General features: G+C 71.1%; 21 protein-coding genes. 7 read left to right on the forward strand and 14 right to left on the reverse strand.

Features of this window, described 5'->3' with window-relative positions; all coding sequences use genetic code 11:
* Positions 1 to 25: 25 nt before the first annotated feature.
* The 3 genes from QM517_RS08890 to QM517_RS08900 form a co-directional block, all read right to left on the reverse strand.
* On the reverse strand, positions 26 to 1,201 hold the full coding sequence (locus tag QM517_RS08890) for an alcohol dehydrogenase catalytic domain-containing protein (RefSeq protein WP_283286735.1): 1,176 nt from the start codon (positions 1,199 to 1,201) through the stop codon (positions 26 to 28).
* A 114-nt stretch (positions 1,202 to 1,315) separates the two neighbouring features.
* Complete coding sequence (locus QM517_RS08895) at positions 1,316 to 2,473, reverse strand: alpha/beta fold hydrolase (protein WP_283286736.1); 1,158 nt, start codon at positions 2,471 to 2,473, stop codon at positions 1,316 to 1,318.
* 102 nt (positions 2,474 to 2,575) lie between these two features.
* Complete coding sequence (locus tag QM517_RS08900; protein WP_283286739.1) at positions 2,576 to 3,415, reverse strand: helix-turn-helix transcriptional regulator; 840 nt, start codon at positions 3,413 to 3,415, stop codon at positions 2,576 to 2,578.
* A 150-nt stretch (positions 3,416 to 3,565) separates the two neighbouring features.
* Here QM517_RS08900 and QM517_RS08905 point away from each other — a divergent pair, with 150 nt between their 5' ends.
* Positions 3,566 to 4,498, forward strand: a complete 933-nt coding sequence (locus tag QM517_RS08905) for an SDR family oxidoreductase (protein WP_283286742.1) — start codon at positions 3,566 to 3,568, stop codon at positions 4,496 to 4,498.
* Between the two features lie 140 nt (positions 4,499 to 4,638).
* A complete protein-coding gene (locus QM517_RS08910) occupies positions 4,639 to 6,201 on the forward strand; it encodes a molybdopterin-dependent oxidoreductase (protein ID WP_283286745.1) in 1,563 nt (520 codons plus the stop codon).
* A gap of 63 nt (positions 6,202 to 6,264) precedes the next feature.
* On the opposite strand, the gene rocD is transcribed toward QM517_RS08910, so the two are convergent.
* From rocD to QM517_RS08930, 4 genes are all read right to left on the reverse strand, one after another.
* Positions 6,265 to 7,479, reverse strand: coding sequence for an ornithine--oxo-acid transaminase (gene rocD / locus QM517_RS08915; RefSeq protein ID WP_283286747.1), 1,215 nt, complete (start codon positions 7,477 to 7,479; stop codon positions 6,265 to 6,267).
* Complete coding sequence (ddaH, locus tag QM517_RS08920) at positions 7,476 to 8,360, reverse strand: dimethylargininase (protein ID WP_283286749.1); 885 nt, start codon at positions 8,358 to 8,360, stop codon at positions 7,476 to 7,478. Before ddaH ends, rocD begins: the two co-directional genes overlap by 4 nt.
* A 284-nt stretch (positions 8,361 to 8,644) precedes the next feature.
* The gene (locus tag QM517_RS18650) at positions 8,645 to 9,379 is read right to left on the reverse strand and encodes a CPBP family intramembrane glutamic endopeptidase (protein ID WP_283286752.1); all 735 of its coding nucleotides are present in this window, start codon (positions 9,377 to 9,379) and stop codon (positions 8,645 to 8,647) included.
* A complete protein-coding gene (locus QM517_RS08930; RefSeq protein WP_283286753.1) occupies positions 9,376 to 10,200 on the reverse strand; it encodes a Clp protease N-terminal domain-containing protein in 825 nt (274 codons plus the stop codon). The genes QM517_RS18650 and QM517_RS08930 overlap by 4 nt, the downstream gene beginning before the upstream one ends.
* Before the next feature lie 263 nt (positions 10,201 to 10,463).
* On the opposite strand from QM517_RS08930, the gene QM517_RS08935 reads away from it, so the two are divergent.
* Genes QM517_RS08935 through mtnB form a run of 3 tightly spaced genes read left to right on the forward strand, consistent with a single transcriptional unit; the run spans position 10,464 to position 12,960 of the window.
* A complete protein-coding gene (locus tag QM517_RS08935) occupies positions 10,464 to 11,633 on the forward strand; it encodes a hypothetical protein (RefSeq protein ID WP_283286756.1) in 1,170 nt (389 codons plus the stop codon).
* Positions 11,630 to 12,331 carry an acireductone synthase gene (gene mtnC, locus QM517_RS08940; RefSeq protein WP_283286757.1) on the forward strand — a complete coding sequence of 234 codons (702 nt, stop codon included), beginning with the start codon at positions 11,630 to 11,632 and terminating at the stop codon, positions 12,329 to 12,331. The genes QM517_RS08935 and mtnC overlap by 4 nt, the downstream gene beginning before the upstream one ends.
* The gene (gene mtnB, locus QM517_RS08945) at positions 12,328 to 12,960 is read left to right on the forward strand and encodes a methylthioribulose 1-phosphate dehydratase (RefSeq protein ID WP_283286760.1); all 633 of its coding nucleotides are present in this window, start codon (positions 12,328 to 12,330) and stop codon (positions 12,958 to 12,960) included. Before mtnC ends, mtnB begins: the two co-directional genes overlap by 4 nt.
* A gap of 162 nt (positions 12,961 to 13,122) precedes the next feature.
* On the opposite strand, the gene mtnK is transcribed toward mtnB, so the two are convergent.
* Genes mtnK through QM517_RS08965 form a run of 4 tightly spaced genes read right to left on the reverse strand, consistent with a single transcriptional unit; the run spans position 13,123 to position 18,009 of the window.
* Entirely contained in the window at positions 13,123 to 14,319 is a 1,197-nt protein-coding gene (mtnK, locus tag QM517_RS08950; protein ID WP_283286763.1) for an S-methyl-5-thioribose kinase, read from the reverse strand.
* The gene (locus tag QM517_RS08955) at positions 14,316 to 15,362 is read right to left on the reverse strand and encodes an ABC transporter permease (protein WP_077049743.1); all 1,047 of its coding nucleotides are present in this window, start codon (positions 15,360 to 15,362) and stop codon (positions 14,316 to 14,318) included. The genes mtnK and QM517_RS08955 overlap by 4 nt, the downstream gene beginning before the upstream one ends.
* Entirely contained in the window at positions 15,359 to 16,918 is a 1,560-nt protein-coding gene (locus QM517_RS08960; RefSeq protein WP_077049744.1) for a sugar ABC transporter ATP-binding protein, read from the reverse strand. The genes QM517_RS08955 and QM517_RS08960 overlap by 4 nt, the downstream gene beginning before the upstream one ends.
* Positions 16,915 to 18,009, reverse strand: a complete 1,095-nt coding sequence (locus QM517_RS08965; RefSeq protein WP_283286768.1) for a substrate-binding domain-containing protein — start codon at positions 18,007 to 18,009, stop codon at positions 16,915 to 16,917. Before QM517_RS08965 ends, QM517_RS08960 begins: the two co-directional genes overlap by 4 nt.
* 206 nt (positions 18,010 to 18,215) lie before the next feature.
* On the opposite strand from QM517_RS08965, the gene QM517_RS08970 reads away from it, so the two are divergent.
* Positions 18,216 to 18,797: a 1,2-dihydroxy-3-keto-5-methylthiopentene dioxygenase gene (locus QM517_RS08970; protein ID WP_283286770.1), complete on the forward strand. Its 582-nt coding sequence runs from the start codon at positions 18,216 to 18,218 to the stop codon at positions 18,795 to 18,797.
* Between the two features lie 67 nt (positions 18,798 to 18,864).
* Here QM517_RS08970 and arfA read toward each other — a convergent pair whose 3' ends face one another.
* From arfA to QM517_RS08985, 3 genes are all read right to left on the reverse strand, one after another.
* Complete coding sequence (gene arfA, locus QM517_RS08975; protein ID WP_283286772.1) at positions 18,865 to 20,385, reverse strand: arabinosylfuranosidase ArfA; 1,521 nt, start codon at positions 20,383 to 20,385, stop codon at positions 18,865 to 18,867.
* A 198-nt stretch (positions 20,386 to 20,583) separates the two neighbouring features.
* A complete protein-coding gene (locus QM517_RS08980; RefSeq protein ID WP_077049749.1) occupies positions 20,584 to 21,429 on the reverse strand; it encodes a carbohydrate ABC transporter permease in 846 nt (281 codons plus the stop codon).
* A complete protein-coding gene (locus tag QM517_RS08985) occupies positions 21,429 to 22,370 on the reverse strand; it encodes a carbohydrate ABC transporter permease (RefSeq protein WP_283286775.1) in 942 nt (313 codons plus the stop codon). The genes QM517_RS08980 and QM517_RS08985 overlap by 1 nt, the downstream gene beginning before the upstream one ends.
* 240 nt (positions 22,371 to 22,610) lie before the next feature.
* Here QM517_RS08985 and QM517_RS08990 point away from each other — a divergent pair, with 240 nt between their 5' ends.
* Positions 22,611 to 23,864 carry an ABC transporter substrate-binding protein gene (locus tag QM517_RS08990; protein ID WP_283286777.1) on the forward strand — a complete coding sequence of 418 codons (1,254 nt, stop codon included), beginning with the start codon at positions 22,611 to 22,613 and terminating at the stop codon, positions 23,862 to 23,864.
* The last annotated feature ends 34 nt before the right edge of the window (positions 23,865 to 23,898 follow it).

Raw genomic sequence — 23,898 nt, forward strand, 5'->3', positions numbered from 1 at the left:
ATCTTGACCCCTCACGCGATGAGAATCAGGGCCGCAGCACGACCTTGATGCAGCCGTCCTCCTTCTTCTGGAACGTCTTGTAGAGGGCGGGCGCGTCCGCCAGCGGCGCGTGGTGCGTGACCAGGTCCATGACGCCGAGCGGGTCGGCGGGGTCCTCGACCAGCGGCAGGAGGTCGTCGATCCAGCGCTTGACGTTGCACTGCCCCATCCGCAGGTTCAGCTGCCGGTCGAACATCGTCTTCATCGGCAGGATGTCGGCTTCGCCGGCGTACACGCCGCTGAGCGACACGGTCCCTCCGCGGCGGACGACGTCGATCGAGGCGTGCATCGCGGCGAGGCGGTCGAGGCCGGCCGTGTCCATGAGCTTCTGCGCGAGGGCATCCGGGAGGAGGCCGATGGCATCCTGCGCGAACTTGATCCCGCCGTTGCCGTGCGCCTCCATGCCGACCGCGTCGACCACGCCGTCGGCCCCGCGACCCTCGGTGAGGTCGCGCAGCTCGTCGATGACCGTGTCGGTGAGGTCGAAGGTCTCGACGCCATGGCGCTCGGCCATCGCGCGCCGCTCGGCCACGGGCTCCACGGCCAGCACGCGGTACCCCAGGTGCACGCCGATGCGCGACACGAACTGTCCGACCGGGCCCAGGCCCATGACCGCGAGCGTGCCGCCGTCCGGAACGTTCGCGTACTGCACGCCCTGCCACGCCGTCGGCACGATGTCGCTGAGGAAGAGGTAGCGGTCGTCGGGCAGGTCGGTGCCGACCTTGATGTGGTTGTAGTCCGCGAGCGGCACCCGCAGGTACTCCGCCTGGCCGCCCGGGACCTGGCCGTACAGCTTCGTGTAGCCGAACAGCGCCGCACCACTGCCGTACTCGCGCACCTGCGTGGTCTCGCACTGCGACTGGAGCCCCCGGCGGCACATGAAGCAGTGCCCGCACGAGATGTTGAACGGCACGACGACACGGTCGCCCACGGCGAGGTTCGTGACGCCCGAACCGACCTCGACGACCACGCCCATCGGCTCGTGGCCGAGGACGTCACCGGGGTCGATGAACGGGCCGAAGATCTCGTAGAGGTGGAGGTCGGAGCCGCAGATCGCCGTGGAGGTGATCTTCACGATCGCGTCGGTCGGTTCGAGGATCCGCGGGTCGGGGACCTCCTCAACGCTCACGTCGCGCTTGCCCTGCCAGGTCAGTGCCTTCATGGTGGTGCCTCTCGTCGGGGGGAACGAGCGGCCAGTGTCATCCGCACGCCTGGATTCCCCGACCCCATTGACGAGCCCACCCCCGAGAGGCAGGGGCGGAACGGATGCCAGGGCTCAGCGCCGCGGACGCACCGCGGTGTCGGCGTGCGCCAGGGTCTGCAACAGGTGCGGGAAGCGCGCCGAGACGCCCGTGCGGCGCAGGCGGTCCAGCGCCGGTTCCTCGGCGGGAAGGCGGTGGTGCTCGCCGCGGACGAGCCGTCGCGTGGCGTTGAGCAGGGCCATCGGGTGGGTGTCCAGAGCGCTGTGGCCGTTGTGGAGCCGGACGAGGGTGGCATCCGGGGCCGTCCGGGCGACCCGCTCGGCGATCTCGGGCGGCGTCCGCAGGTCGCGGTCGCCGGAGAGGAGGACCATCGGCCACGGGAATTCCGCGACGGCGGCGGTCAGGTCGTACGGCTCGCCCTCGAACGCCGGATACCGTTCGGCGAGCGGGGCGTAGGTCAGCGCCGGGTCGAGCGGAAGCCCGTCGGGCGCGGCGCCGTAGTGCAGCTCGCGGAACGCGATCGTGCCCACGACGTCGAACTCGTAGATGCCCGGGATCCGGGCGATCGAGGCGTCGCGGGAGGCGTACGCGGCGAGCGCGTGCCACGCGAGACCGGGACGGTGCCGGACGAGCGGACGCAGGAGGTCGGGGCCCGCGAGCTCGTAGGCCGCCCGGACGACGTCGAGCACCACGCGTTCGTCGATCCCGTCGGACACGAGGCGGCGCACGCCGCGGGACAGGTCGTCGTCGGCATCCCAGAAGAGGGTCCGCAGGCGTTCGCGCTCCAGCGCCAGATCCTCGGTGGATTGCAGGGCCGAGTCGAGAAGCATCCCCGCCACGCGGTCCGGATGCCGGGCCCCGAAGCTCGAGGAGAGGTAGCTGCCGTAGGACGACCCGATCAGGTACGCCCGGTCGACCCCCTCGGCGTCGAGCACGGCGGCCAGGTCGTCGAGGACCGCGGTGAGGCGCATCGCATCGGAAGGGAGCACGCGTCCGGCGAGGTCGTGCCGCGAACGGCCGACGCCGCGGTGCTCGACCATCAGGACGTCGAGGCCGCCCTCGGCGGCTCGGCGGCGCAGCCCCCGGTACGGCAGGAGGGATGCCAGCCCCGGGCCGCCCGGGATGATCAGGGCCGGGGTGGCGGTGCGAGGACCGGTGCGCACGTAGCTCAGCTCGAACGGGGGCGCCCCCTCGGCGGCCGGGCGCCGCAGCTCCCTGACGTTCTCACCCATCCCTGCACCGTACCCCCGCACTCCACGCGCGAGTCGCCAAGATCTGTCGCCTCACAGCGGGTCCAGGCGACATTATTTGGCGACTCACGCGGGTCACCGCCCTCAGGCGGGGACGGACGGGCCCAGCACCGCCAGCAGGCGCAGCTTCTCGGCGCTCTCGCTGCCGGGGACCGCCGTGTAGACGAGGAGCGAGTGCGAGGTCTCGGGATCGATGAGGGACTGGCAGTGCAGCTCGAGCAACCCCACCGCGGGATGGACGAACCGTTTCGTCGCGCTCGGCCGCAGCCCCACCTCGTGCGCCGCCCACAGGGTCCGGAACTCCGGGCTCCGCGCCAGCAGGTCGTCGGCGAGCGCCGCCGCGCGCGAGCCGGGTCCGCGGCGGCCCGCGAGTTCGCGCAGGCCCGCGGCGAAGAGCCGACTGAGGAACCCATGCTCCTCGGGCGCGTAGAGCGCCCGCGCGCCGGGGTCGCTGAACCACCGATAGCCGAGGCTCCGCTCCGGCCCCGACCGCAGCGACGCATCGCCGGTGAGCGCGGCACCCAGCGGCGACTGCCGCAGCGTCTCCCCCAGTTCGGTCACGATCTCGGCGGGGGTGTCGTCGAGGCGGTCGAGGATGCGGAGGAGTCCCGGGCTGACGTGCTCGCCCGCGGCGGAGCGTTCGTCGGGCACGTGACCGGCGAGCCGGAACAGGTGGTCGCGCTCGGCGCGGGTGAGGTGGAAGCCCTGCGCGATGGCCGCGAGCATCTGCGGCGACGGCTGCGGTCCGCGCTCCCGCTCCAGCCGCGCGTAGTAGTCGGTCGACATGTGGGCGAGCGCGGCGGCCTCCTCGCGCCGGAGCCCGGGCGTCCGGCGGCGCGCGCCCCGTGGCATCCCGACGTCCTCGGGTTGGAGCGCCTCGCGACGGGTGCGGAGGAAGTCCGCGAGGGCCGTTCGGTCGATCATGGTCCCTGTCTACCCGCCGGACGGTGGCGGATCCAGGACGCGGCGATCCCCCTCTCGCGAGACGCGGTCCGCTCAGCCGGGGATCGACGGGTCCTGGTTCGGATCCGTCTCCCGGCGCACGCTGGGACCCACCCCGACCGAGGAGACACCATGACCGACACCGACATCCCCCTCCCCTCCCTCGCCGGCCGACGCGCCGTGCTGACCGGCGGCAGCGACGGCATGGGCCTCGTGATCGCCGAGCGTCTGGCCGCGGCGGGCGCCGAGGTCGTCCTCCCCGTCCGCAACCGGGCGAAGGGCGACCGCGCCGCCCGGACGATCCGTGAGCGGGTCCCCGGTGCCCGCCTCGAGCTGCACGATCTCGACCTGTCGTCGCTGACGAGCGTCGCGGACTTCGCCGGGGTCCTCCGCGCCGACGGACGACCGGTGCACCTGCTCGTCAACAACGCCGGGGTCATGACACCGCCCGAGCGGCAGACCACCGCCGACGGGTTCGAGCTGCAGTTCGCCACGAATCACCTCGGTCATGTGGCGCTCGTCGGTGGCATCCTTCCCCTGCTCACCGCGGGGAGCGCGCGGGTCGTGACGCAGCTCAGCATCGCCGCGCGCAGCGGACGCATCGCCTGGGACGACCTCCCGGCCGAGCGCGGGTACGACGGCCAGCGCGTGTACTCGGCGTCGAAGATCGCGCTGGGGTTGTTCGCGCGCGAACTCGACCGGCGCAGCGCCGAGGGCGGCTGGGGCCTCCGCAGCGTCGTCTCCCACCCCGGTGTCGCGCCGTCGAACCTCCTCGCCGCGCGTCCGGAGATCGGCCGCACCACCGACGTCCCCGCGGTGCGCGCCATCCGCTGGATGTCGCGTCACGGCATCCTGCTCGGCACCGTTCGCTCCGCCGCGCAGCCGGCGCTCCTCGCGGCGACGACGACCGACCCGCGCAGCGACGTGCTCTATGGCCCGCGCGGCCCGATGAACCTCGGCGGCGCCCCGACGACCCACGCGCTCTACCGCCCGCTCCGCGACCTCGACGAGGCCCGCCGCGTGTGGGACGAGTCGCAGCGCCTGGTCGGTGTGACGCTGGGCTGAGCCTCCGGCGCGTGAGGGGTCAAGAATCGTCGCCTGCGCGCGGGTCGAGGCAACAGTTCTCGACCCCTCGCGCGTTCCGGTTGGCTGTGAGTTCGGGATGCCACGGCCCCCGGGCCTCGCGACCTCCTTATGCTCCGAACGTGGCCTCTGCTCCCCGCACTCTCGACCTGCTCGCGGCCGGCGCCGGCGTGGCGGCCGCCGTCCTCGGCGCCGGACTCGGCGAGCTGACCGCGGCCGTCGTCGCCCCGTCGGCGAGCCCGTTCGCCGTCATCGGCGGCGGGATGATCGACATCGCACCGCCGTGGGGGAAAGACCTCGCGATCAGCCTGTTCGGCACCAACGACAAGGCCGCCCTGCTGGTCGGCATCGCGATCCTCCTCCTGGCGGTCGCCGGCGCCGCCGGGGTGCTCGAGCGTCGTCGTCCGCCGTGGGGGCGCATGATCCTGGCCGGGCTCGGCGTGGTCGGCGCGGTCGTGTCGATGACGCGGGCCGACGCCGACGTGCTGTCGCCCCTCCCCTCGTTCGTCGCGGGCGCGGTCGCCGTGATCGTGGGGGCGCTGCTGATCGCGCGCCTCCGCCGCCCGGCGGACGCCGCCGGAGACGCTGCCGGAACCGCCGCCGCCCCCGAGACCCCCGGGCCGACGCGGCGCAACGTCCTCGTCCTCTCCGGCCTCGCGGTCGTCGCGGGGGCTCTCGCCGCGGTGGGGTCCGCCGCCGTCCGCGGAGGCGCACAGGCCGCGACCGTGGTGCGCTCCGCCCTCCGCCTGCCGACCCCCGCGACCACCACGCCGGTCCCGGCGACGGCGGAGCTGGGCATCGACGGTCTCACCCCCGTCATCACGCCGTCGGCGGACTTCTACCGCATCGACACCGCGCTGGTGGTACCGCAGGTCGACCTGTCGTCGTGGTCGCTCCGCATCCACGGCCTGGTCGAGGAAGAGGTCGTGGTGACGTGGGACGACCTCGTCGCCCTCCCCCAGCGCGAGACCGTCGCGACCCTCGTGTGCGTGTCGAACGAGGTCGGCGGCGACCTGATCGGAACCGCGCGCTGGCTGGGCGTCCCGATCCGCGACCTGCTCGCCCGGGCGAAACCGACGGCGGATGCCGACATGGTGCTGTCGCACTCGATCGACGGGTTCACCGCCTCGACGCCGCTGGAGGCGCTGACCGACGAACGCGACGCGCTCCTCGCGATCGGCATGAACGGCGAGCCGCTCCCGATCGAGCACGGCTTCCCCGTCCGGATGGTCGTCCCCGGCCTCTACGGCTACGTCTCGGCCACCAAGTGGGTCACCGAACTCGAGGTGACGCAGTACGCCGTGGCCGAGGGGTACTGGACCTCGCGCGGCTGGTCGGCCCGCGGCCCGGTGAAACCGGCATCCCGGATCGACGTTCCGCGCGCCGGCGCGCGTGTCGCCGCGGGCTCGACGGTCATCGCCGGAGTCGCGTGGCACAACCACGTCGGCGTCGCGGGCGTCGAGGTGCAGATCGACGACGGGGCGTGGATCCCCGCGAAGCTGGCGACGGCGATCTCGGCCGACACGTGGGTGCAGTGGAGCGTGCCGTGGGATGCCACGTCGGGAACGCACACGATCCGCTGCCGCGCGACGTCCGCCACCGGCGAGACCCAGACGGAGCAGCGCGCCGCCCCCGCCCCCGACGGCGCGACCGGCTGGGACGAGCTGACGCTCACCGTGGCGTGAGTCGCCAAGATTTGTCGCCGCCGGTCTGGCCGAGGCGACAAATCCTGGCGACTCGCGCCGGGGTCAGGACAGGACGTGCCGAAGCTGCTCGATCGCCCAGTCGATCTCGGTCGCCCGGATCGTCAGGGGCGGCGCGATGCGGATTGTCTGTCCGTGGGTGTCCTTCACCAGCACGCCGCGGGCGAGGAGCTTCTCGGCGATCTCGCGACCGCGGCCCGCGGCCGGGTCGATGTCGACGCCCGCCCACAGCCCGGCGACGCGCACCGCAGTCACGCCGTGGCCGACGAGCGATTCGAGCCCCTGGGCGAGGTGCTCGCCGAGCGCCTTCGCGCGGGTCTGGAACTCCCCGGATGCCAGCATCTCGACGACGCGGAGGCCGACGGCGGCCGCCAGCGGGTTGCCGCCGAACGTCGAGCCGTGCTCACCGGGGCGGATGACGCCGAGGACGTCCTCGTTCGCGACGACCGCCGACAGCGGCAGGATGCCACCGCCCAGCGCCTTGCCGAGGAGGTAGACGTCGGGCACGACGCCCTCGCGGTCGCACGCGAACGTCTCGCCTACGCGGCCGAGGCCCGACTGGATCTCGTCGGCGATGAACAGAACGTTGTTCTCGGTGCAGATCTCGCGCACCCGGCGGAGGAAGCCGTCCGGCGGGATCACGACACCGGCCTCGCCCTGGATCGGCTCCAGCAGCACCGCGGCGGTGTTCTCGTCGATCGCCGCGGCGATGGCATCCGCGTCGCCGTAGGGGACGTGCACGAAACCGGGCGCGTACGGACCGAAGTCGTCGTGCGCGGTCGGGTCGTCGCTGAAACCGACGATGGTCGTCGTGCGGCCGTGGAAATTGCCGTTCGCGACGACGATGGTCGCGGCATCCGGGGCGACGCCCTTTGTCCGGTAACCCCAGGCGCGGGCGACCTTGATGCCGGTCTCCACCGCCTCGGCGCCCGTGTTCATCGGCAGGACGAGGTCTTTGCCGCACAGCTGCGCGAGGGCGGTGGCGAACGGACCGAGCCGGTCGTTGTGGAACGCACGACTCGTGAGCGTGAGGCGTTCGAGCTGCTCGCGGGCGGCGGCGAGGATCGCCGGGTGCCCGTGACCGAAGTTCAGCGCCGAGTACGCCGACAGCAGGTCGAGGTAACGCTTGCCCTCGACGTCGGTGACCCACACGCCCTCGGCGCGCGCGGCGACGACCGGCAGCGGGTGGTAGTTGTGCGCGACGTGCGCGCTCTCGGCGGCGATGAGCTGCGCGCCGAGGTCGTCGACGGTGGTGCTCATCGGGTGCCCCCGCGCAGCTCGAGCGTGCAGCACTTGATCCCGCCACCGCCGAGCAGCAGCTCGGACAGGTCGACGAGGACGGGCGTGTACCCGCGCTCGCGCAGCTGCGCCTCGAAGCCCTTCGCGCGGGGAGAGATGATGACGTTCTTGCCGTCGCTGGCGGAGTTCAGGCCGAACACGGCGCCGTCGGCATCCGAGACCCGGATGGCATCGGGGTAGCGCTCGCGGAGGATCGCCTGGCTGCGCTCGTCGAACGCGTTCGGCAGGTACGCGATGTTCGCCTTCTCGACGCCGCCGGGGCCCTCGACGGGGTCGAGAACTGCGATCGCGGTGTCGAGGTGGTAGAACCGCGGGTCGGTGAGCGTCAGCGACACGACCTCGCGGGAGAAGACCTCGCCGACCTCGCGGTGGCTGTCGCCGGTGGAGCGGAAGCCGGTGCCGGCGAGGATCGTGTTCCCGACGAGCAGGAAGTCGCCCTCGCCCTCGTTCACCTCGACCGGCTCGGCGACCTCGAAGCCGGACGCTGCGAACCAGTCGATGAACGCGGGGGCCTCGTCGGCGCGCTCGCGGAAGCGGAACTTCGGGCCGTACGCGACGCCGTCGATGACGAAGCCGCCGTTGGCCGTGTAGACCATGTCGGGCAGACCCTCGACGGGATCGATGAGCTCGATCTCGTGGCCGAGCGCGGTGTAGGTGTCGTACAGCGACTGCCACTGCTGCAGGGCGAGGTTCGTGTCGGTGGGGCGCGAAGGCTCCATCCACGGGTTGATGCTGTAGCTCACCGTGAAGTGCTCGGGCCGGCACATGAGGTATCGACGGTGCTGCTGGACACGGCCGTTCGTCTCGGACTCGACGGCGGCAGCGGCGGGGGTAGCGGACATCTCTGCTCCTTGGGAGGAAAGGTGCGGCGGAACGCTGTCCTGGGGCCCGGTGGCCCTTCGACCCGGCGGCGCCTGTCGCGCCGTGCGGGGAAAGGTCGGTCCGGGCACGCCGTGGCCATTGTCTCACGCCGGCGCGCGGGGGCGCGAGCGGCGCGGGCGGAGCGGCGTTTTGGCTTGGCCGCCGCGGTGCGAGCTCAGCGATCCGCGCCAGGTCAGCGGCATCCGGCCCCAGCCGACCGAGGTTGCGCGGATCGCTCAGCGTACGGGGATGGATGCCGAGAGCCTCAGGCTGCGCGGAACTCCGCCAGCGCCTGGCGCAACCGACGAAGGCGGCGAGCGCGCACGATCTCGGGCAGGACGACCACCACCACCAGGTCGCACACGGCGTGCGCGACGATGGCCGAGATCAGACCGCCCTCGGCGATGACGAGGACCATCATCGTGAGCCCGAAGAGTGCCAGCATCGGGAGGCTGCGGAACGTCCGATCAGCGTGCGCGACGGCGAAGAGCACCAGCGGCACACCCCAGGCGACGAGCGGGGAGTGCGTGAGGAGCATCAACAACGCGGGGCCCGACCACCGGTAGACGAGCTCGCTCGAGACCGCGATGAGCGGCGCGCCCCAGAGCCCGAAGATCAGTCGTTCGGCGCGACCCGTCGCGGGCCAGACGTGGTCGACGCGCATCCACGGAGACCGCGCGCTCCACGGCCGGAACCTCGCGAGACCCCACCCGACACCGACGACGAGCCCGAGCGGAATCAGGATGCCGAGACCCAGCGCGGGGAGGGGGACGACCGCCCGGGTGGTGGCGATGAGCTCGGCGAACGCATCCGTCGTCTGCGGGCGGGCGATCGCCACCGGGAGCAGGGCGATGCCCAGGGCGCACGGGGGCCAGTTGATCTGCTGCCAGAGTCGCTGTCGGCGCACGTCCCCCAGGTTGGGCCGCAGCCATCTCGTGACGAGAGCGAGAGCGGGCAGCATCAGCAGAGCGATCACGACCTCGCCGGTGGGTGCCGTCACGGGCGCACCTCCGCGGCATCCGGACGCGGACCCTCCGGCACGACCAAGCGCTTCAGCAGCTCGCCGATCTGCCGCGACCGCTCGTCGAGCTTGGATTCCGCGTCGGCGACGAGGGTCTCCCGGTGGGTGGCGGAGTACACCGTCACCCGCAGGGAAACCATCCATTCGATCGTCGTGTCCACTGCATCCTCCAGTCGGAAGCACAGCGCGAACTCGCCGTCTCCCTCGAACGTCCGCGCGACCTCGACGACGCCGTCCGGCGCGACGGCGATCGCGAGCGTCGGATCCCCCGCGGCGCGGCGGAGGAAGACGGCATGCGCCTGGGACGGAGGCATGCGCAGCACCTCGGTCCCTGTCAGCACAAGATCCTCCTCGAGCCCCCGCTCGTCGAGGGCGCCGGCCGCGCGGGCCGCGTCGAGGTGCGCACGGGTTCTCGCCACGAGATGGCGACGCTCGACGCCCAGAGCTTGAAGGACGAGCATCGCCACGCCATCGAGTTCGTCGAGTATGCCGAGGAGCAGATGGCCGGTGCTGGCTGCGGGGTGGCCGAACGTGTCCGCGTAGGCGCTCGCGCTCCTGACCGAGCGAATCGCGAAGGCACTCATCGAACCCCGCGGACCGCGTTCGCCGGAGTGAGCGACGAGGTGGGCGAAGGCCATGAGATCGATGCCCTCGGCGGCGAGCACCCCGGAGGCGATCGATCCGCGGGATGCGGCGAGCGCGAGCAGGAGCCGGCCCGTATCCACGAAGGAGTCGGGGGCCTCCTCCCCCGCCTCCCACACGACGACCTGCGTCCGCGCGTTGAACGAAGTCCACCTCACGCCGTCCGATCGCCCTGCCCCCATGCGAGGGCATGATCCGGCTCCCGCGCGAACTCGGCAGAGCCAACGCCTGATCCAGGGGTGGATGCCGCGTGAACAGCCGCCACGCCATGACCTCCGCGATACGCGCCGGGTCAGTGGCATCCACACGGATCCGACTGAGGATGCGCGGATCGCTGAGGTTGCGCGGATCGCTGAGCAGCCCCGCGTCGCACGCTGTCACGACGCCGCCGACGTCCGAGGCCCGTGGGAGAATCGTCGCGATGTCTGCCACCCTCGAGAATTCCGTCGTCCTCGACGAGTCGGCGGGTGTCGTCCGCATCCTCGATCGCCGCGTGTTCCCCGCACGGGTGGAATGGATGGATGCCACGACCCCCGACGAGGTCGCTTCGGCGATCCGCGACATGGTCACCCAGAGCTCGGGACCGCTGTACGCCGCGACCGCCGGCATGGGCCTCGCCGCTCTGCAGGCTCGGGGGCTGCCCCTCGGCGAGGCGCGGACGGCGCTCGGTCGCGCGGGCCGCGCACTGGCCACCGCCCGGCCCACCAACGCGCACCCGCGCGATGCCGTGGCACGGATCCTCGCGGCCGGACGGGATGCCGACGACACCGACACCCTGGTGTCGGTGACGCTCGAGACGGCGGCCGCGGTCGACCGTGACTACCGCGAGGCCAGCCTGCGCCTGGGCCGCGCGACGCTGTCGCTGCTGCCCGAGTCGCCGCGGATCCTCACGCACTGCTGGGCCGACGCGTACCTGTTCGGCCTCGTCGCCGCCGCCCGCGAGGCCGGCCGCGAGATCGAGTGGATCGCGACCGAGACCCGGCCGTACCTGCAGGGCGCGAGGCTGACCGCGCACTCGCTGCGCGAGCTCGACCAGAAGGTCACGCTCATCACCGACGGCATGGCCGCCGCGGCGCTCGCCTCGCCCCGGGGCGTGGGGTCCGGACCGATCGACGCCGTCGTCACCGCCGCCGACCGCGTCGCACTCGACGGTTCGGTGGTGAATAAGGTGGGCACGCTCGCACACGCGGCCGCGGCGGCGGCATTCGGCATCCCGTACTACGCCATGGTCGAGGCGCCCGATCCCGGTGCTCCGACGGGCGACGACGTCGTGATCGAGGACCGTGACCCGCGCGAGGTGCTCGAAGTCCTGGGGCGGCGCACCGCCAGCCCGCTCGTGACCGACGCCTGGTACCCCGCGTTCGACGTCACCCCGCCGCGCCTGGTGACCCGCATCGCGACCAGCCGCGGCACGTTCGCACCGGCCGACGTCGGCGCCCACTTCACGACCGATCCGGATTCCGAAGCCCCCGCCCCGGCGCTCCGGCGCCGCCGCTCGCCCGCCGAGCCCGCCCCGGTCGCCGCGACCGTGCAACCCGACACCGTCGCCTTCCGCCCCATGACCGCTTCCCCCGACGAGGACCCTTCATGACCGCCATCTCCGCCGACGTCGTCGTGCTCGACATCGAGGGCACCACCAGTGCCGCCGGCTTCATCCTGGGCGACCTGTACGACTACGCCCGCCCCCGCCTCGACGAGGTGCTCGGGCGCGACGACGACACCGTGCGCGCCGCCCGCGCCGACGCGATCGCCGAGACCGGGCTGGATGCCGACGCCACCGACGCCGAGGTCGCCGATGCGCTCCGCGGGCTCATGGCATCCGACGTGAAGTCGACGCCGTTGAAGACGCTGCAGGGGATCATCTGGGCCGAGGGCTTCGCCGCGGGCGAGATCCACTCGCAGTTCTTCGAGGACGTGCCGCCGCGCCTCCGCGCGTGGCACGAGGCCGGCATCCGGCTCGCGGTGTACTCCTCAGGGTCGGTCGCGTCGCAGGTGCCGTGGTTCCGGCACGCCCCGCAGGGCGACCTGACGCCGCTCGTCGAGGACTTCTTCGACACCGTCAGCGCGGGGCCGAAGAAGGAGTCCGGATCGTACGACCGCATCGCCGCGGCGCTGGGCGTGGAACCATCGCGTGCGCTGTTCCTCACCGACCACCCCGACGAGGTCGCCGCGGCTCTGGCTGCCGGCTGGCAGGTCGTCGCGCTTGACCGCGCCGGCGAGCCGTGGCACGGAGCCGATTTCGCCTCGCCGTCCGTGGCATCCTTCGACGAGATCGAGCTGTCGCGGTGAGCCTTCCCCTGACCGCACGCGTGCAGGAGGCCGGTGCCGCCCTCGCCGCGGAAGCCTCGCGCTTCTCGGGGTACGGCTGGATGCGCGGCACGTCCGGCAACCTCTCGATCGTGATCGACCGCGATCCGCTCGTGCTCGCGGTCACGGCATCCGGTCTGGACAAGTCGGAGCTCACCGATCGCGACGTCGTGCTCATCGGTGCCGACGGTGGGGCGCTCGACCCCGACGACCCGCGGCCGCCGTCCGCCGAGGCCGGGCTCCACGCGCACATCGCCGCGCGCACCGGAGCGGGCGCGGTGTTCCACGTGCACGCGTTCGACGCGGTCGTCGCGGGGCACCGGTGGCCGGGCGGCGTCGAGATCCGCGACATGGAGATGCTCAAGGGCATCGGCCACCGCGCGCACGACGAAACCGTCACGATCCCCGTGATCACGAACGACCAGGACATGGCGGTCGAGGCCGCGCGCTTCGACGAGGTCTACGTTCCGGCCACCGCCGAGGTGCCCGAGGTCCCCGCGCTGATCGTCGCGAGCCACGGCATGTACGCCTGGGGCGTCGACGTCGCCGCCGCGCGCCGCCACCTCGAGATCGCCGAGTGGCTGCTGCGCTTCACCGTCGCCACGCGCTGAGCGCCACCGGCGGCCGCGCGCCGGCCGGGTCCCGCGCCGAACGCACACGTTCCGGTCGAGCGCACACGTTGCGGGCGGCCAGTGCGTGTGCGTTCGACCCGAACGTGTGTCCGCGGCGGGGATGCCACGCCCCCGGCGCCCGGCGCGGCGGGCAGCCCCGCGTCAGCCGAGCAGCGCCACCGTCCGCGCGGTGAGCGCCCGCGGGTCGGCGTCGTCGAGGCGCGCGGTTCCCAGCGTCCGCGCGGCGCGCAGGACGAAACGCGCCGCGACGGCGCGCTCCGGCTCGGGAAGCGTCTGGATGTCGGCGACCTTGGAGAACCCGACGATGCGGCGCACGGCCTTCGCGGCGCCGTAGATCGCGGCATCCGACCGCACGACCGCGAGCGTGTGCTCGAGCACCTCGTCGCCGTACACACGGGGGTCGACGCGGTCGGGCCAGCGGCGGCGGAATTCGGCCTCGAACGCGTCGACCAATTCGACGGGCAGCGTCAGCAGCGTCTCGGCATCGGCGGAACGCCCGAGCACGTGCGCGCGGGCGGCCGCGATCACGAGGTTCGCCCATACGGCACCCAGGTCGAAGCCCGTGGGGCCGTACGTGCCGAACTCCGAGTCGAACGCCCGCACCGACTCCCCCTCGGCGCGCACGAACACCGACCCGGTGTGCAGGTCGCCGTGCAGCAGGCTCTGCGTGTTCTCCTGGAACCGCAGCTTGGCCAGGCCGATCTCGCGCACGAACGTCCGGTCGGCGCGCAGTTCCCGCACGTCGTCGTCGTTCGCGGGCAGCCAGCCGTTGTGCTCGTGGTCGACGTACGGCTCGGTGAACACCAGGTCTTCGGTGATCTCGCTCAGCTCCGGGTTCGTCGCGGCGGCGATCGCACGGCGGCGCTCCGGCCCCGGCGTCCCGAACACGCTCGTCGCGAAGCCCACGGCCCCGACGTACTCGCCGAGCTGCGCCGCGGCGTACGTGTGCAGCCGACCGGCGTTGAGCTCGCCGCGCCACACCGCGTGGTCGCTGAGGTCCTCGATCGACAGGGCGAGGTTCTCGGCGTCGAAGCCGTGGAACGCCGGCACGTGCGCCGGGTCGATCCGCTCGTGCACGCCGAGCACGACGGCCTCGCGCGCCGCCCGCTCGCGCGTCAGCGGCCACGACGGGTCGACGCGCACGTGCGGCAGCGACTGCTTCACCACGACGCCGCTCCCGGCGGCATCCTTCACGATGAAGACGAGGTTCAGGTTGCCGTCGCCGACCTCCTCGACGGACACGATGGATGCCGGATCCACCGGCCCCGCCAGGTGCGGGCGCGCGACGAGGTAGGCGGGGACCGTGGCGACGGTCAGCTGATCGGTGAGGAGGGTCATGATGCGGTGGTGCTCCCGGCGACGATGGTGGTCTTGCGACGGCGGAACGTGAAGCTGAACAGCAGGGCCACGAGCAGCACGAGGCCCTTCCCGAAGTCCTGGATGTAGTACGGCAGGCCCATCATCGAGAACCCGGTGACCATCACGGCCACGAGCACCGCGCCCAGCGCCGTGCCCCACGCGTTCGGACGCCCGATGCCCAGCACCGACACGCCCACGAGCGCGACGGCCACGGCATCCAGCAGCAGGCTGTTTCCGGCCGAGACGTCGCCCTGCCCGATGCGGGCGGCGAGGACGAGACCGGCGATGGATGCCAGGATGCCGCAGCCGATGTACGCGGCGGCGCGATAGGCGCGGACGCGGACGCCGGCGAGGCGCGCGGCCTCGGGGTTCGACCCCACCGCGGCGAGCGCGCGGCCCCAGCGGGTGCGGTCGAGGACGAACCACAGCACGACCGTGAGTCCGAGGAAGAGCACGACCGGCACCGAGAGGGGGCCGATGAACCCGCGGTCGAACCACAGGAAGTCGGGCGTGAACCGGCCGGGGGCGGTGGTGCCGTCGTCGAGGGTCATCTGCGACGAGATGGACTTGCCGTCGACGATGATGAGCTTGAGTCCCACGACCGTGAACATCGTCGCGAGCGTCGCCAGCAGGTCGGGGATGCGCGCGAACACGATGAGCGCGGCGTTGACCGCGCCGATGAGCGCACCCGAGAGCAGCACGACGCCGACCGCGATGCCGCCGACCTGATTGCCGATGACCATCGTCCAGGCGGCGATCGACACCGCGAATCCGGCGTTCGCGCCGACCGACAGGTCGAGGCCGCCGACGGTCATCGCGAGCGTCACGCCGAGACCGGCGATGCCGATCGGGGCGATGTACTTCAGCATCCCCACGATGTTCTCGGGCGTCGCGAACGCGGGCTGGGTCACGGCGAAGAACGCGATGAGCAGCACGGTGACGGCGACGAAGCCCCACTTGGCGATGGCATCCACGATCCGGGATCCGGCGCTCGGTCGCGCGGGAGCGAGAGCGGTGGTCATGCGGTTTCCTTCCGGTGGCCGGGGTCGTCGAGCAGGGCGGCGACGATGCGCGCGCGGTCGAGGACTCCGGCGGGGGTGTCCAGGACGATGCGCCCCGAGACGAGGACGACGATGCGGTCGGCGACGTCGAGGATCTCGTCGACGTCGCTGGAGAGCACCAGCACGGCGGCCCCCTCGGCCGCGCGGTCGCGGGCGGCGTCGCCGATACGACGGCGTGCCCCGATGTCGACGCCGCGGAACGGCTCGTCGAGCACGGCGAGGCGCGGGCCCGTGCGCAGCCACCGCCCCACGACGACCTTCTGCTGGTTGCCGCCCGACAGATCGTCGACGCGGGTGTCGGCGGACGGCGCGACGACGCCGTACGCGTCGATCACGTCGTCGGCGGCGGCGCGCTCGCGTGCGGGCGAGACGACGCCCCAGCGCGAGATCTGCCGCAGCACCGGGAGTCCGACGGTGCGGCCGATCGACCAGCCAGGCTGGATGCCCTGCCGCTGACGGTCCTCGGGCACGAGCACGACGCCGGCGTCCTTGGCCGCCGCGGGCGACGCGGGGCGGTAGGGCGCGCCGTCGAGTCGCAAGCGGGCGGTGCCAGCGGGGCGCACCCCGGCGATGATCTCGGCGAGTTCGGTCTTGCCGGCTCCGAGCAGACCCAGGATGCCGGTCACCTGGCCCGCGGCGACCGAAAGGGCCAGCGGTGCCGCCCCGGGCAGGAGGACCGCGTCGTCGACGGCGAGCACCTCGGCGTGCGCGGGGAGCGGGTCGGTGATGTGCTGCTGCAGTTCGGTCGGGACGCCGAGCATCGCCTCCAGGGCCGCCTGCCAGTCGAACGGACGGAGGGCCTCGAGCTCGAGGCGTCCGTCGCGGAGGACGACGATGCGATCGGCGAGTCGCTCGATCTCCCCGAAACGATGGCTGACGAACAGGATCGACAGGCCCTCGTCGCGCAGCACCCGCAGCACGGCGAACAGGCGATCCGCCTCCGCGGCCGTCAGCGCCGAGGTCGGCTCGTCGAGGATCAGCAGACGCGGGGTGGACCGCAGGGCGCGGGCGAGCACGAGCAGCTGGGCGTCGGATGTGCCCAGGCGCGCGGCATCCGCCCGCAGGACCTCGTCGGACCACGACAGCCCGAGGCGCTCGAGCGCCGCGCGGGCGACGCGCTCCGCCTCCGCCCGGCGCACGAGACGGTGCCCGCCGGTCGCGAGATCGGTGAGGGCGAGGTTGTCGGCGACGCTCAAGCCGGGCACGATGCCGTCGGCGATCCGCTGGTGAACGGTCTCGATGCCGGCGCGACGGGCGCGGGCGGGCGAGGTCAGACGGACGTCGGTGCCCGCGACCGCGATCTCGCCCGTGTACCCGGCATTGGCCCCCGAGATCGCCCCGATCAGCGTGGACTTGCCGGCGCCGTTGGTGCCGAGGAGCGCGGTGATGCTGCCGGGGAACAGATCCAGCGACACGTCGCGGAGCACCTGGTTGGTGCCGAACCGCACGCCGACGCCGCCCAGGCGGACGACGGGGGCGTCGTTCACCTGAGCGGCGTGAGAGAGCGGAAACGTCATCCGGAGACGGCGGGCAGCCAGTCGGCGACCACCGTGTCGTTCAGCAGCAGCGATGGCTCGGCCTCGCGCAGCTGGGCGACGTTGGTGATGCCCTTCTCGATGAGGAAGTCGCGCGTGATGGTGACGGCGGGGAACTGGACGGTGTCCTCGGTGAGCTGGCCGGCCAGCTTCAGCGCGAGAGCGCGCACGACACCGGCGCCCACGGCCGACGGGTCGGTCGCGCTCGTGGCGACCCAGGGGCTGCCGTCGGCGGTGATGACCTCGATGTCGGCGTTGGAGATGTCGATGCCGTAGACCTTGACCTTGTCCTGCAGGTTGTTCTGCAGCACCGCCTGGACGACACCCTTGGTGATCTCGTCGTACGGGGCGAAGATCGCCTGCACGCCCGGGTTCGCCTTGAGGGCCGCGTCGACGAGAGGGATGTTGTCGGTCGCGGTCGACTCGGTGACCTTGCCGGTGAAGAAGAGCTGGTCGAGACCGTTCTTCGCGACGACCTCGTCCCACACCTTCTTGCGGCGATCGAGCGGCGCGAAGCCCTCGGCGCTGACGAGGCCCACCTTCGCGCCCTCGCCGTTGTCCTTCACGAGCTGGTCGAGGACGCCCTGCGCCATCGAGGCATCCGACTGCGAGGTCACGACGACCCCGTCGGTGTCCTCGAGCGCCAGGTCGTACACGATGACCGGGATGCCGGCATCCACTGCCTCGCGCACGCGCGGCTCGATCGTGTCGGTCTGACCGTGGTCGACGATGATCGCGTCGGGCTTGGCGGCGATCGCCTGCTCGAGGTCGGAGGCCTGCTTGGCATTGTCGTTGCGGGCGTCGTAGACGGTGAGGTCGATGTTGACCGCGGCGGCCTGCGCCTTGGCTCCGGCGGTCCACGCCGTGAAGAAGTCGCCGGCGCCGGACTGCTGCACGAGGGCGACCTCGAGCGGCTCGCCGTCGAACGGGGCCGGGAGGTTCTCGGCCTTCTGCACGGGGGCGGACGAGGCGGCCGGAGCAGCGGTGTTCTGCTGCGCGCAGCCGGTGAGGGCGAGGGCGGCGATACCGGCGGTGGCGACGAGGGCCGCCCAACGGTGGGAGCGAACGGACACGGGGTCCCCTTCGAAAGGAGTCGGGTGCGAATGGCCCTCTCGGGTGCTGTGGGGCGAGGGCCGTCGAGCAGTCAAGCAGGGCTCCACGTTCCGGACCGTTCGAGGTTGCGGTTTGTTACGGGTCGCATCAGCGCGAACACCCCGGGATCGTGCCGCGGGCGAGACAATCGACACGTCCCGACCGAACCCGTCCGAGAGGAGGAGCCATGACGCTCCTGACCGTCTGGAAAGAGACCGACCCGACCAGCCCCGTCCTCGAGACGACCGACGAGGACGAGATCCGCGCGGCCCTCGCCGAGCTCGGCGCCCGCTTCTCCCGGTGGGACGTGCACGAGATCGCCTCCGACGCCGCCCTCGACGACGTGCTCGCGCTCTACGCCGACCAGGTCGAGAAGGTCAAGCAGGACGAGGGCTACACGCTCGTCGACATCGTGGGCCTCTCGCCCGCGCAGGAGAACTACGACGAGGTCAAGGTCGCCTCGCGCGAGCGCTTCCTGTCGGAGCACCGTCACGACGACGACGAGGACCGCTTCTTCGCCAAGGGCGCCGGCGTCTTCTACCTGCACGTGAACGAGAAGGTGCACGCCCTCTACTGCGAGGCGGGCGACCTCGTCTCGGTTCCGGCGAACACCACCCACTGGTTCGACATGGGCACGACCCCCGAGTTCGTCAGCATCCGCTTCTTCCACGACGACGACGGCTGGGTCGGCCACTTCACCGGCAACCCGATCGCCGAGACGTTCGCGACGTTCGACGAGCTGCACGCGCGCCGGGCGCAGTTGGCCTGACGCTTCTTCTTCGCAGAGACGCCCCTGCCTCGCGTGAGTCCGCGAGGCAGGGGCGTTTTCGTCAGCGTCAGCCGACGCGGCGGAGGGCCAGCGCGGCCCACGCGATCGGAGGCAGGCTCACGCGCAGGATGCCGTCCTCGATCCGCGCGCCCTCGAGCGCGCGCGGCTGCACACGATCGGGGTGCTCGAGGGTGTTGCTGGCGTACGGGTCGTCGTCGTGCAGCAGGTGCGTCTCGACCAGCTCGACGTTCCCGAAGCCCGTGACGTCGATCGCGACCTCGACGGCCTCGTGCCGTCCGCGGTGGACCAGGAAGACCGCGGCCTCCCCCGTCTCGGAATCGTGGGTCGCGACGGCATCCACCGCGGGAACCGTCCCGTGCTTCGCCGTGTCGATCGTGGCGGCCTCGATCCCCACGCGCAGGGCCTGACCGCGGGCGAGACGGGACGTGATCGAGAACGGGTAGAACGTCGTCTGTCGCCAGGCGGGTCCGCCGGGCTCCGTCATGATCGGCGCGATCACGTTCACCAGCTGGGCCAGAGACGCGGATGCCACGCGGTCGGCGTGCGTGAGCAGCGAGATCATGAGGCTGCCGAAGACGACGGCATCCACCGCCGAATACACGTCCTCGAGGAGCCGCGGAGCGACGGGCCAGTTGTCGATGCCGCTGAGCTGATCGACGTCGTGGAAACGCGTCTGGTACCAGATGTTCCACTCGTCGAACGAGATGTCGATCCTCTTGTCGCTGCCGCGCACCGCGCCGACGTGGTCGGCGGTCGCGACGACGGCCTCGATGAACCGGTCTGTGTCGACCGACGACGCCAGGAACGAGTCGATGTCGCCGTCGTGCTCCTGGTAGTAGGCGTGGCACGAGATCATGTCGACCTCGTCGTACGTGTGCGTGAGCACGACGCGCTCCCACTCGCCGAACGTCGGCATCTGCGCGCCGGAGGATCCGCACACCACGAGCTCGATGGACGGGTCGAGCTGGCGCATGCCCTTGGCCGTCTGCGCGGCGATCTTGCCGTAGTCGTCGGCGGAGCGGTGGCCGAGCTGCCACGGCCCGTCCATCTCGTTGCCGAGGCACCACACGCGCACGTCGAACGGCGCCTCGCGTCCGTTGTCGATGCGCTGCTGCGACAGGGCGGTGCCGCCGGGCAGGTTGCTGTACTCGAGGAGGTCGATCGCCTCGAGCGTGCCGCGCGTGCCGAGGTTCACCGCGAGCATCAGCTCGCTGCCGGCCTTCTCGAGCCAGTCGGAGAACTCGTGCAGCCCGACCTCGTTCGTCTCGGTGGAGTGCCACGCGAGGTCGAGGCGGCGCGGGCGCTGCTCGCGCGGGCCGACGCTGTCCTCCCACCGGAAACCTGAGACGAAGTTGCCGCCGGGATACCGGATCATGCTCACCCCCAGCTCGCGCACGAGCTCGAGGACGTCGCGGCGGAACCCCTGCTCGTCGGCCTCGGGGTGGCCGGGTTCGTAGATGCCGTCGTAGACATGGCGTCCGAGGTGCTCGACGAAGCCGCCGAAGAGGCGGCGCCGCACGGCCCCGATGGGGAAGTGGGGGTCGACGGTCAGGCGTGCGGTGGTCATCGTGCTCCTCGGGATGCGTGTGCGGCGAATCGGTCGGCGACGGGGTTGCGCCGGCGCGCCAGGGTGGTCGGGGTCTCCACGAGGTCGTGGAGGCCCATGGTCAGAAGGTGGGCGGAGCGGCGCTCGGGACGAACCGGGCGAGCGCGTACCGAATGCGATCGGTGCGGTCGGCTTTGCAGCCTGCGGGCGTAAGGCTGATCATTTGAGTCCGGTGCTGGCGACGCTCTGAATGAACCGCCGCTGGAGCACGAGGAAGAGGACGGCGAGGGGCGCCAGGGCGATGAGCGAGCCGGCCATCATGACGCCGTAGGGAATGATCCCGTCCGGGCCGGTGAGCAGAGTCAGACCCGACGTGATCGTGCCCATCTGCTGGTCGGTCGTGAGGACGAGCGGCCACAGCAGGTCGTTCCAGTTGTTGACGAACGTGTAGATGCCGAGCGTCACGAGAGCGGGAACGGCATTGGGCAGCACGACACTCCTGAAGATCCGGAGTTCGGAGGCGCCGTCGATTCGCGCCGCATTGTCCAGGTCACGAGGAAGCGACAGGAAGAACTGTCGGAGGAAGAAGATCCCGAATGCGTCGGCGGCGCGCGGAGCGATCAACCCCGTGTACGAGTTGATCCATCCAAAATCCGCGATGAGCTGATAGACGGGGATGAGGGTTGCCTGGAAGGGCACCATGAGACTCGCCACGATCGCGATGAGAAGCACCCTGCTTCCCCGGAAGTCGACCCTGGCCAGCACGTAGGCTGCGAGCGAATCGAACACCAGGGCGAAGACCGTCACGCCTCCGGCAAAGATGAAGCTGTTCAGCACGAGCCGGGCGAACGGCAGATCCGTGAAGATCCGTGCGAAGTTGTCGAGCGTCCACGACCCCGGGACGAGCGTCGGCGGGAAGGCGTTGACCTCCGCGACCGGCTTGAACGCGGTGAAGACGATGATCGCGATCGGCAGCAGCACGAGGAAGGCGACGATCACCATGCCGCCGAACGAGGCCAGACGAATTAGACGGTCCGACGCGGCGCGAGTTCTCCTTTCGATCATCAGCCCGCGTCCTTCTCACCGCGCGACGTGATCGCGAACTGGACGAGGCTCAGCAGAAGCGTCGCGACGAGCAATACATACGACAGCGCGGAGGCGAACCCGAGCTCGAGGTCCTTGAATCCGGACTTGTAGATCTGCATCACGACGGTCTGGGTGCTCTGGTACGGGCCGCCGCCGGTGAGGATGTAGATCTGGTCGAAAGCCTGCAGGGCGGCGATGGTGGCGATCACGAGGACGAACCCGATCGTGTTGCCGAGGAGCGGAACCGTGACATTGCGGAATCGTGCGATCGGGCTGGCGCCATCCATCCGCGCGGCTTCATAGAGGCTTTGCGGGATCTCCTGGACCCCCGCGAGGAAGACGATCATGTAGAACGGGAAGTTCTTCCACACGGCGATGAGCACCACCGCCGGCATCGCGAGCGTCGGATCTTGGAGGACATCGCCGATGCGGATGCCGAACGACTGCAGCCAGAAGTTGAGGAGGCCCACCTGCGGATCGAGCAGGTATTGCCAGGCGAAGGCCGCGACGGCCAGCGAGACGATGAACGGCAGGAACAGGGCGGTGCGGAAGACGCCTCGCCACGGAAGGTGCGGGCTGTTCAGAGCGAGAGCGAGCGCGAGGGCGAAGACGACCACGATCGGCGTGAACATGATCGTGTACGTCGCCGTGTTGCCCATCGCGCGGATGATGTCGGGATCGGTGAAGACCCGCGCATAGTTGTCGAAGCCGACGAACTCCTCGAGCCCGAAACCGCTGGCATCCGTGAACGAGAGACGCAGGGCTGCGACCATCGGCCAGAAGACGAACGTGACGAGCACGGCCATCGCCGGCAGCAGAAAGGCGACGATCGTGAGGCGACGTCGCGCACCGCCGCGTAGCGGCCCGCGGCCACCGATCTGAGGCGGCGGCCGGAACCGTCGCGTGCTGGTCAGCGTCATTGCCATTCCTGTCCCTGCGCGACCCTCGGGCCGCTTCTCCAACGTTGTAAATGACAATAGGGTCACCATCGGAAGGGCGTCAAGCGGTCACCTGACGCACCCCGCGAGAGGCTGTTGACAATCGCGGAGGGAAGATCCACTATGTGATCACAGCGCACTTACAACGTTGTATAAACCCGGAATGACGGCGTTTCTGCCGTTCCATCGACAGTGGAGTCGACTCGTGGAGGTCCAGCACCAATGAAGAAAGCAATTACCGCCGTCGTCGTCGGCGCTCTCGCGCTCGCGACATCCGGATGCGCCGCGACGGCGTCCGCCCCCGACGGTCCCGTCAAGATCGATTTCTGGCACGGCTACACCGAAGCCGATGGCAAGGTCCTCGACGACCTCGTCGCCCAGTTCAACGCGTCCCAGGACGACGTCGAGATCACTCCGTCCGTGAAGCCGTGGGCCACTCTGCTGGACACCGCGCTCCCCGCCCTGAGTTCCAAGACCGGCCCCGAACTGGTGGCGCTGCCCGCCGAGAACGTTCCGGTCTGGGCGTCCAAGGGTGCACTGCACGACCTCGAGGACTGGTACGGCTCCGCAGACAGCGGCGCCGCAACCCTGAACGAGGGCGCGGTCGCGACCGGGATCGTCGAAGGCAAGCACTACGCCACACCGCTCAGCTTCACCCCGTTGACCATGTTCTACAACACGGCGATGTTCGAGAAGGCCGGCGTGCAGGTGCCGACGACCTGGGACGAGTGGGTCACCGCGGCGACCGCGCTCACGGTCGACGAGAACGGTGACGGCACCCCCGAGCAGTACGGGCTGGCGCTGCAGGATCATGGCACCGTCGGCAACGGCGTCTGGCCGTCCCTGTTCCAGAGCGGTGGCGGCGAGGTCGTCACCGCCGACGGCGATGCCGTCATCGATTCACCGGAGAACGTGAAGACGCTCACGTACTGGAAGGACGCCTTGGCCAAGGGCGGATTCTCGCCGACGGGCCTCGCCGGCGCGGATGCCGACGGGCTGTTCAGCTCCGGCAAGGTGGCGATGACCCTGGCCGGTCCGTGGATGGCGACGGTCGCCGAATCCTCCGGGGTCCCGTACGGGATCGCGCCGCTCCCCGCCGGCCCCGCCGGCATCAAGGCCTCGGCATTGGCCGTCGATCTCAGCATCACCTCGCAAGCGACCGACGCCGAGAAGGCAGCCATCCAGACCTTCTTCACGTGGTTCTACCAGAAGCAGAACATGGTCACGTGGTCGCTGGCCTCGGGGTGGCCCCCGCTCACGACCGACGTCAGCGCAGCCGACGTCGCCGAGAACACGGTCGTCGCCGCTCTCACCGAGCAGTCGCAGTATGGTGTGGCACTGCTTCCCGGAGTGATCCCCTCGACCGATGTCCTGACGGCGATGGACACCGCCACCCAGAAGGCCCTCACCGGGGGCGACGTGGAAGAGGTGCTCACCACCGCCCAGAAGGAGATCGAGTCGGCTCTGGCCGGCTGAACGATCCCGGTCGGGAAGTCGGATCTGCGCACCG

Source organism: Microbacterium sp. IEGM 1404 (assembly GCF_030056775.1).
Lineage (GTDB): Bacteria > Actinomycetota > Actinomycetes > Actinomycetales > Microbacteriaceae > Microbacterium.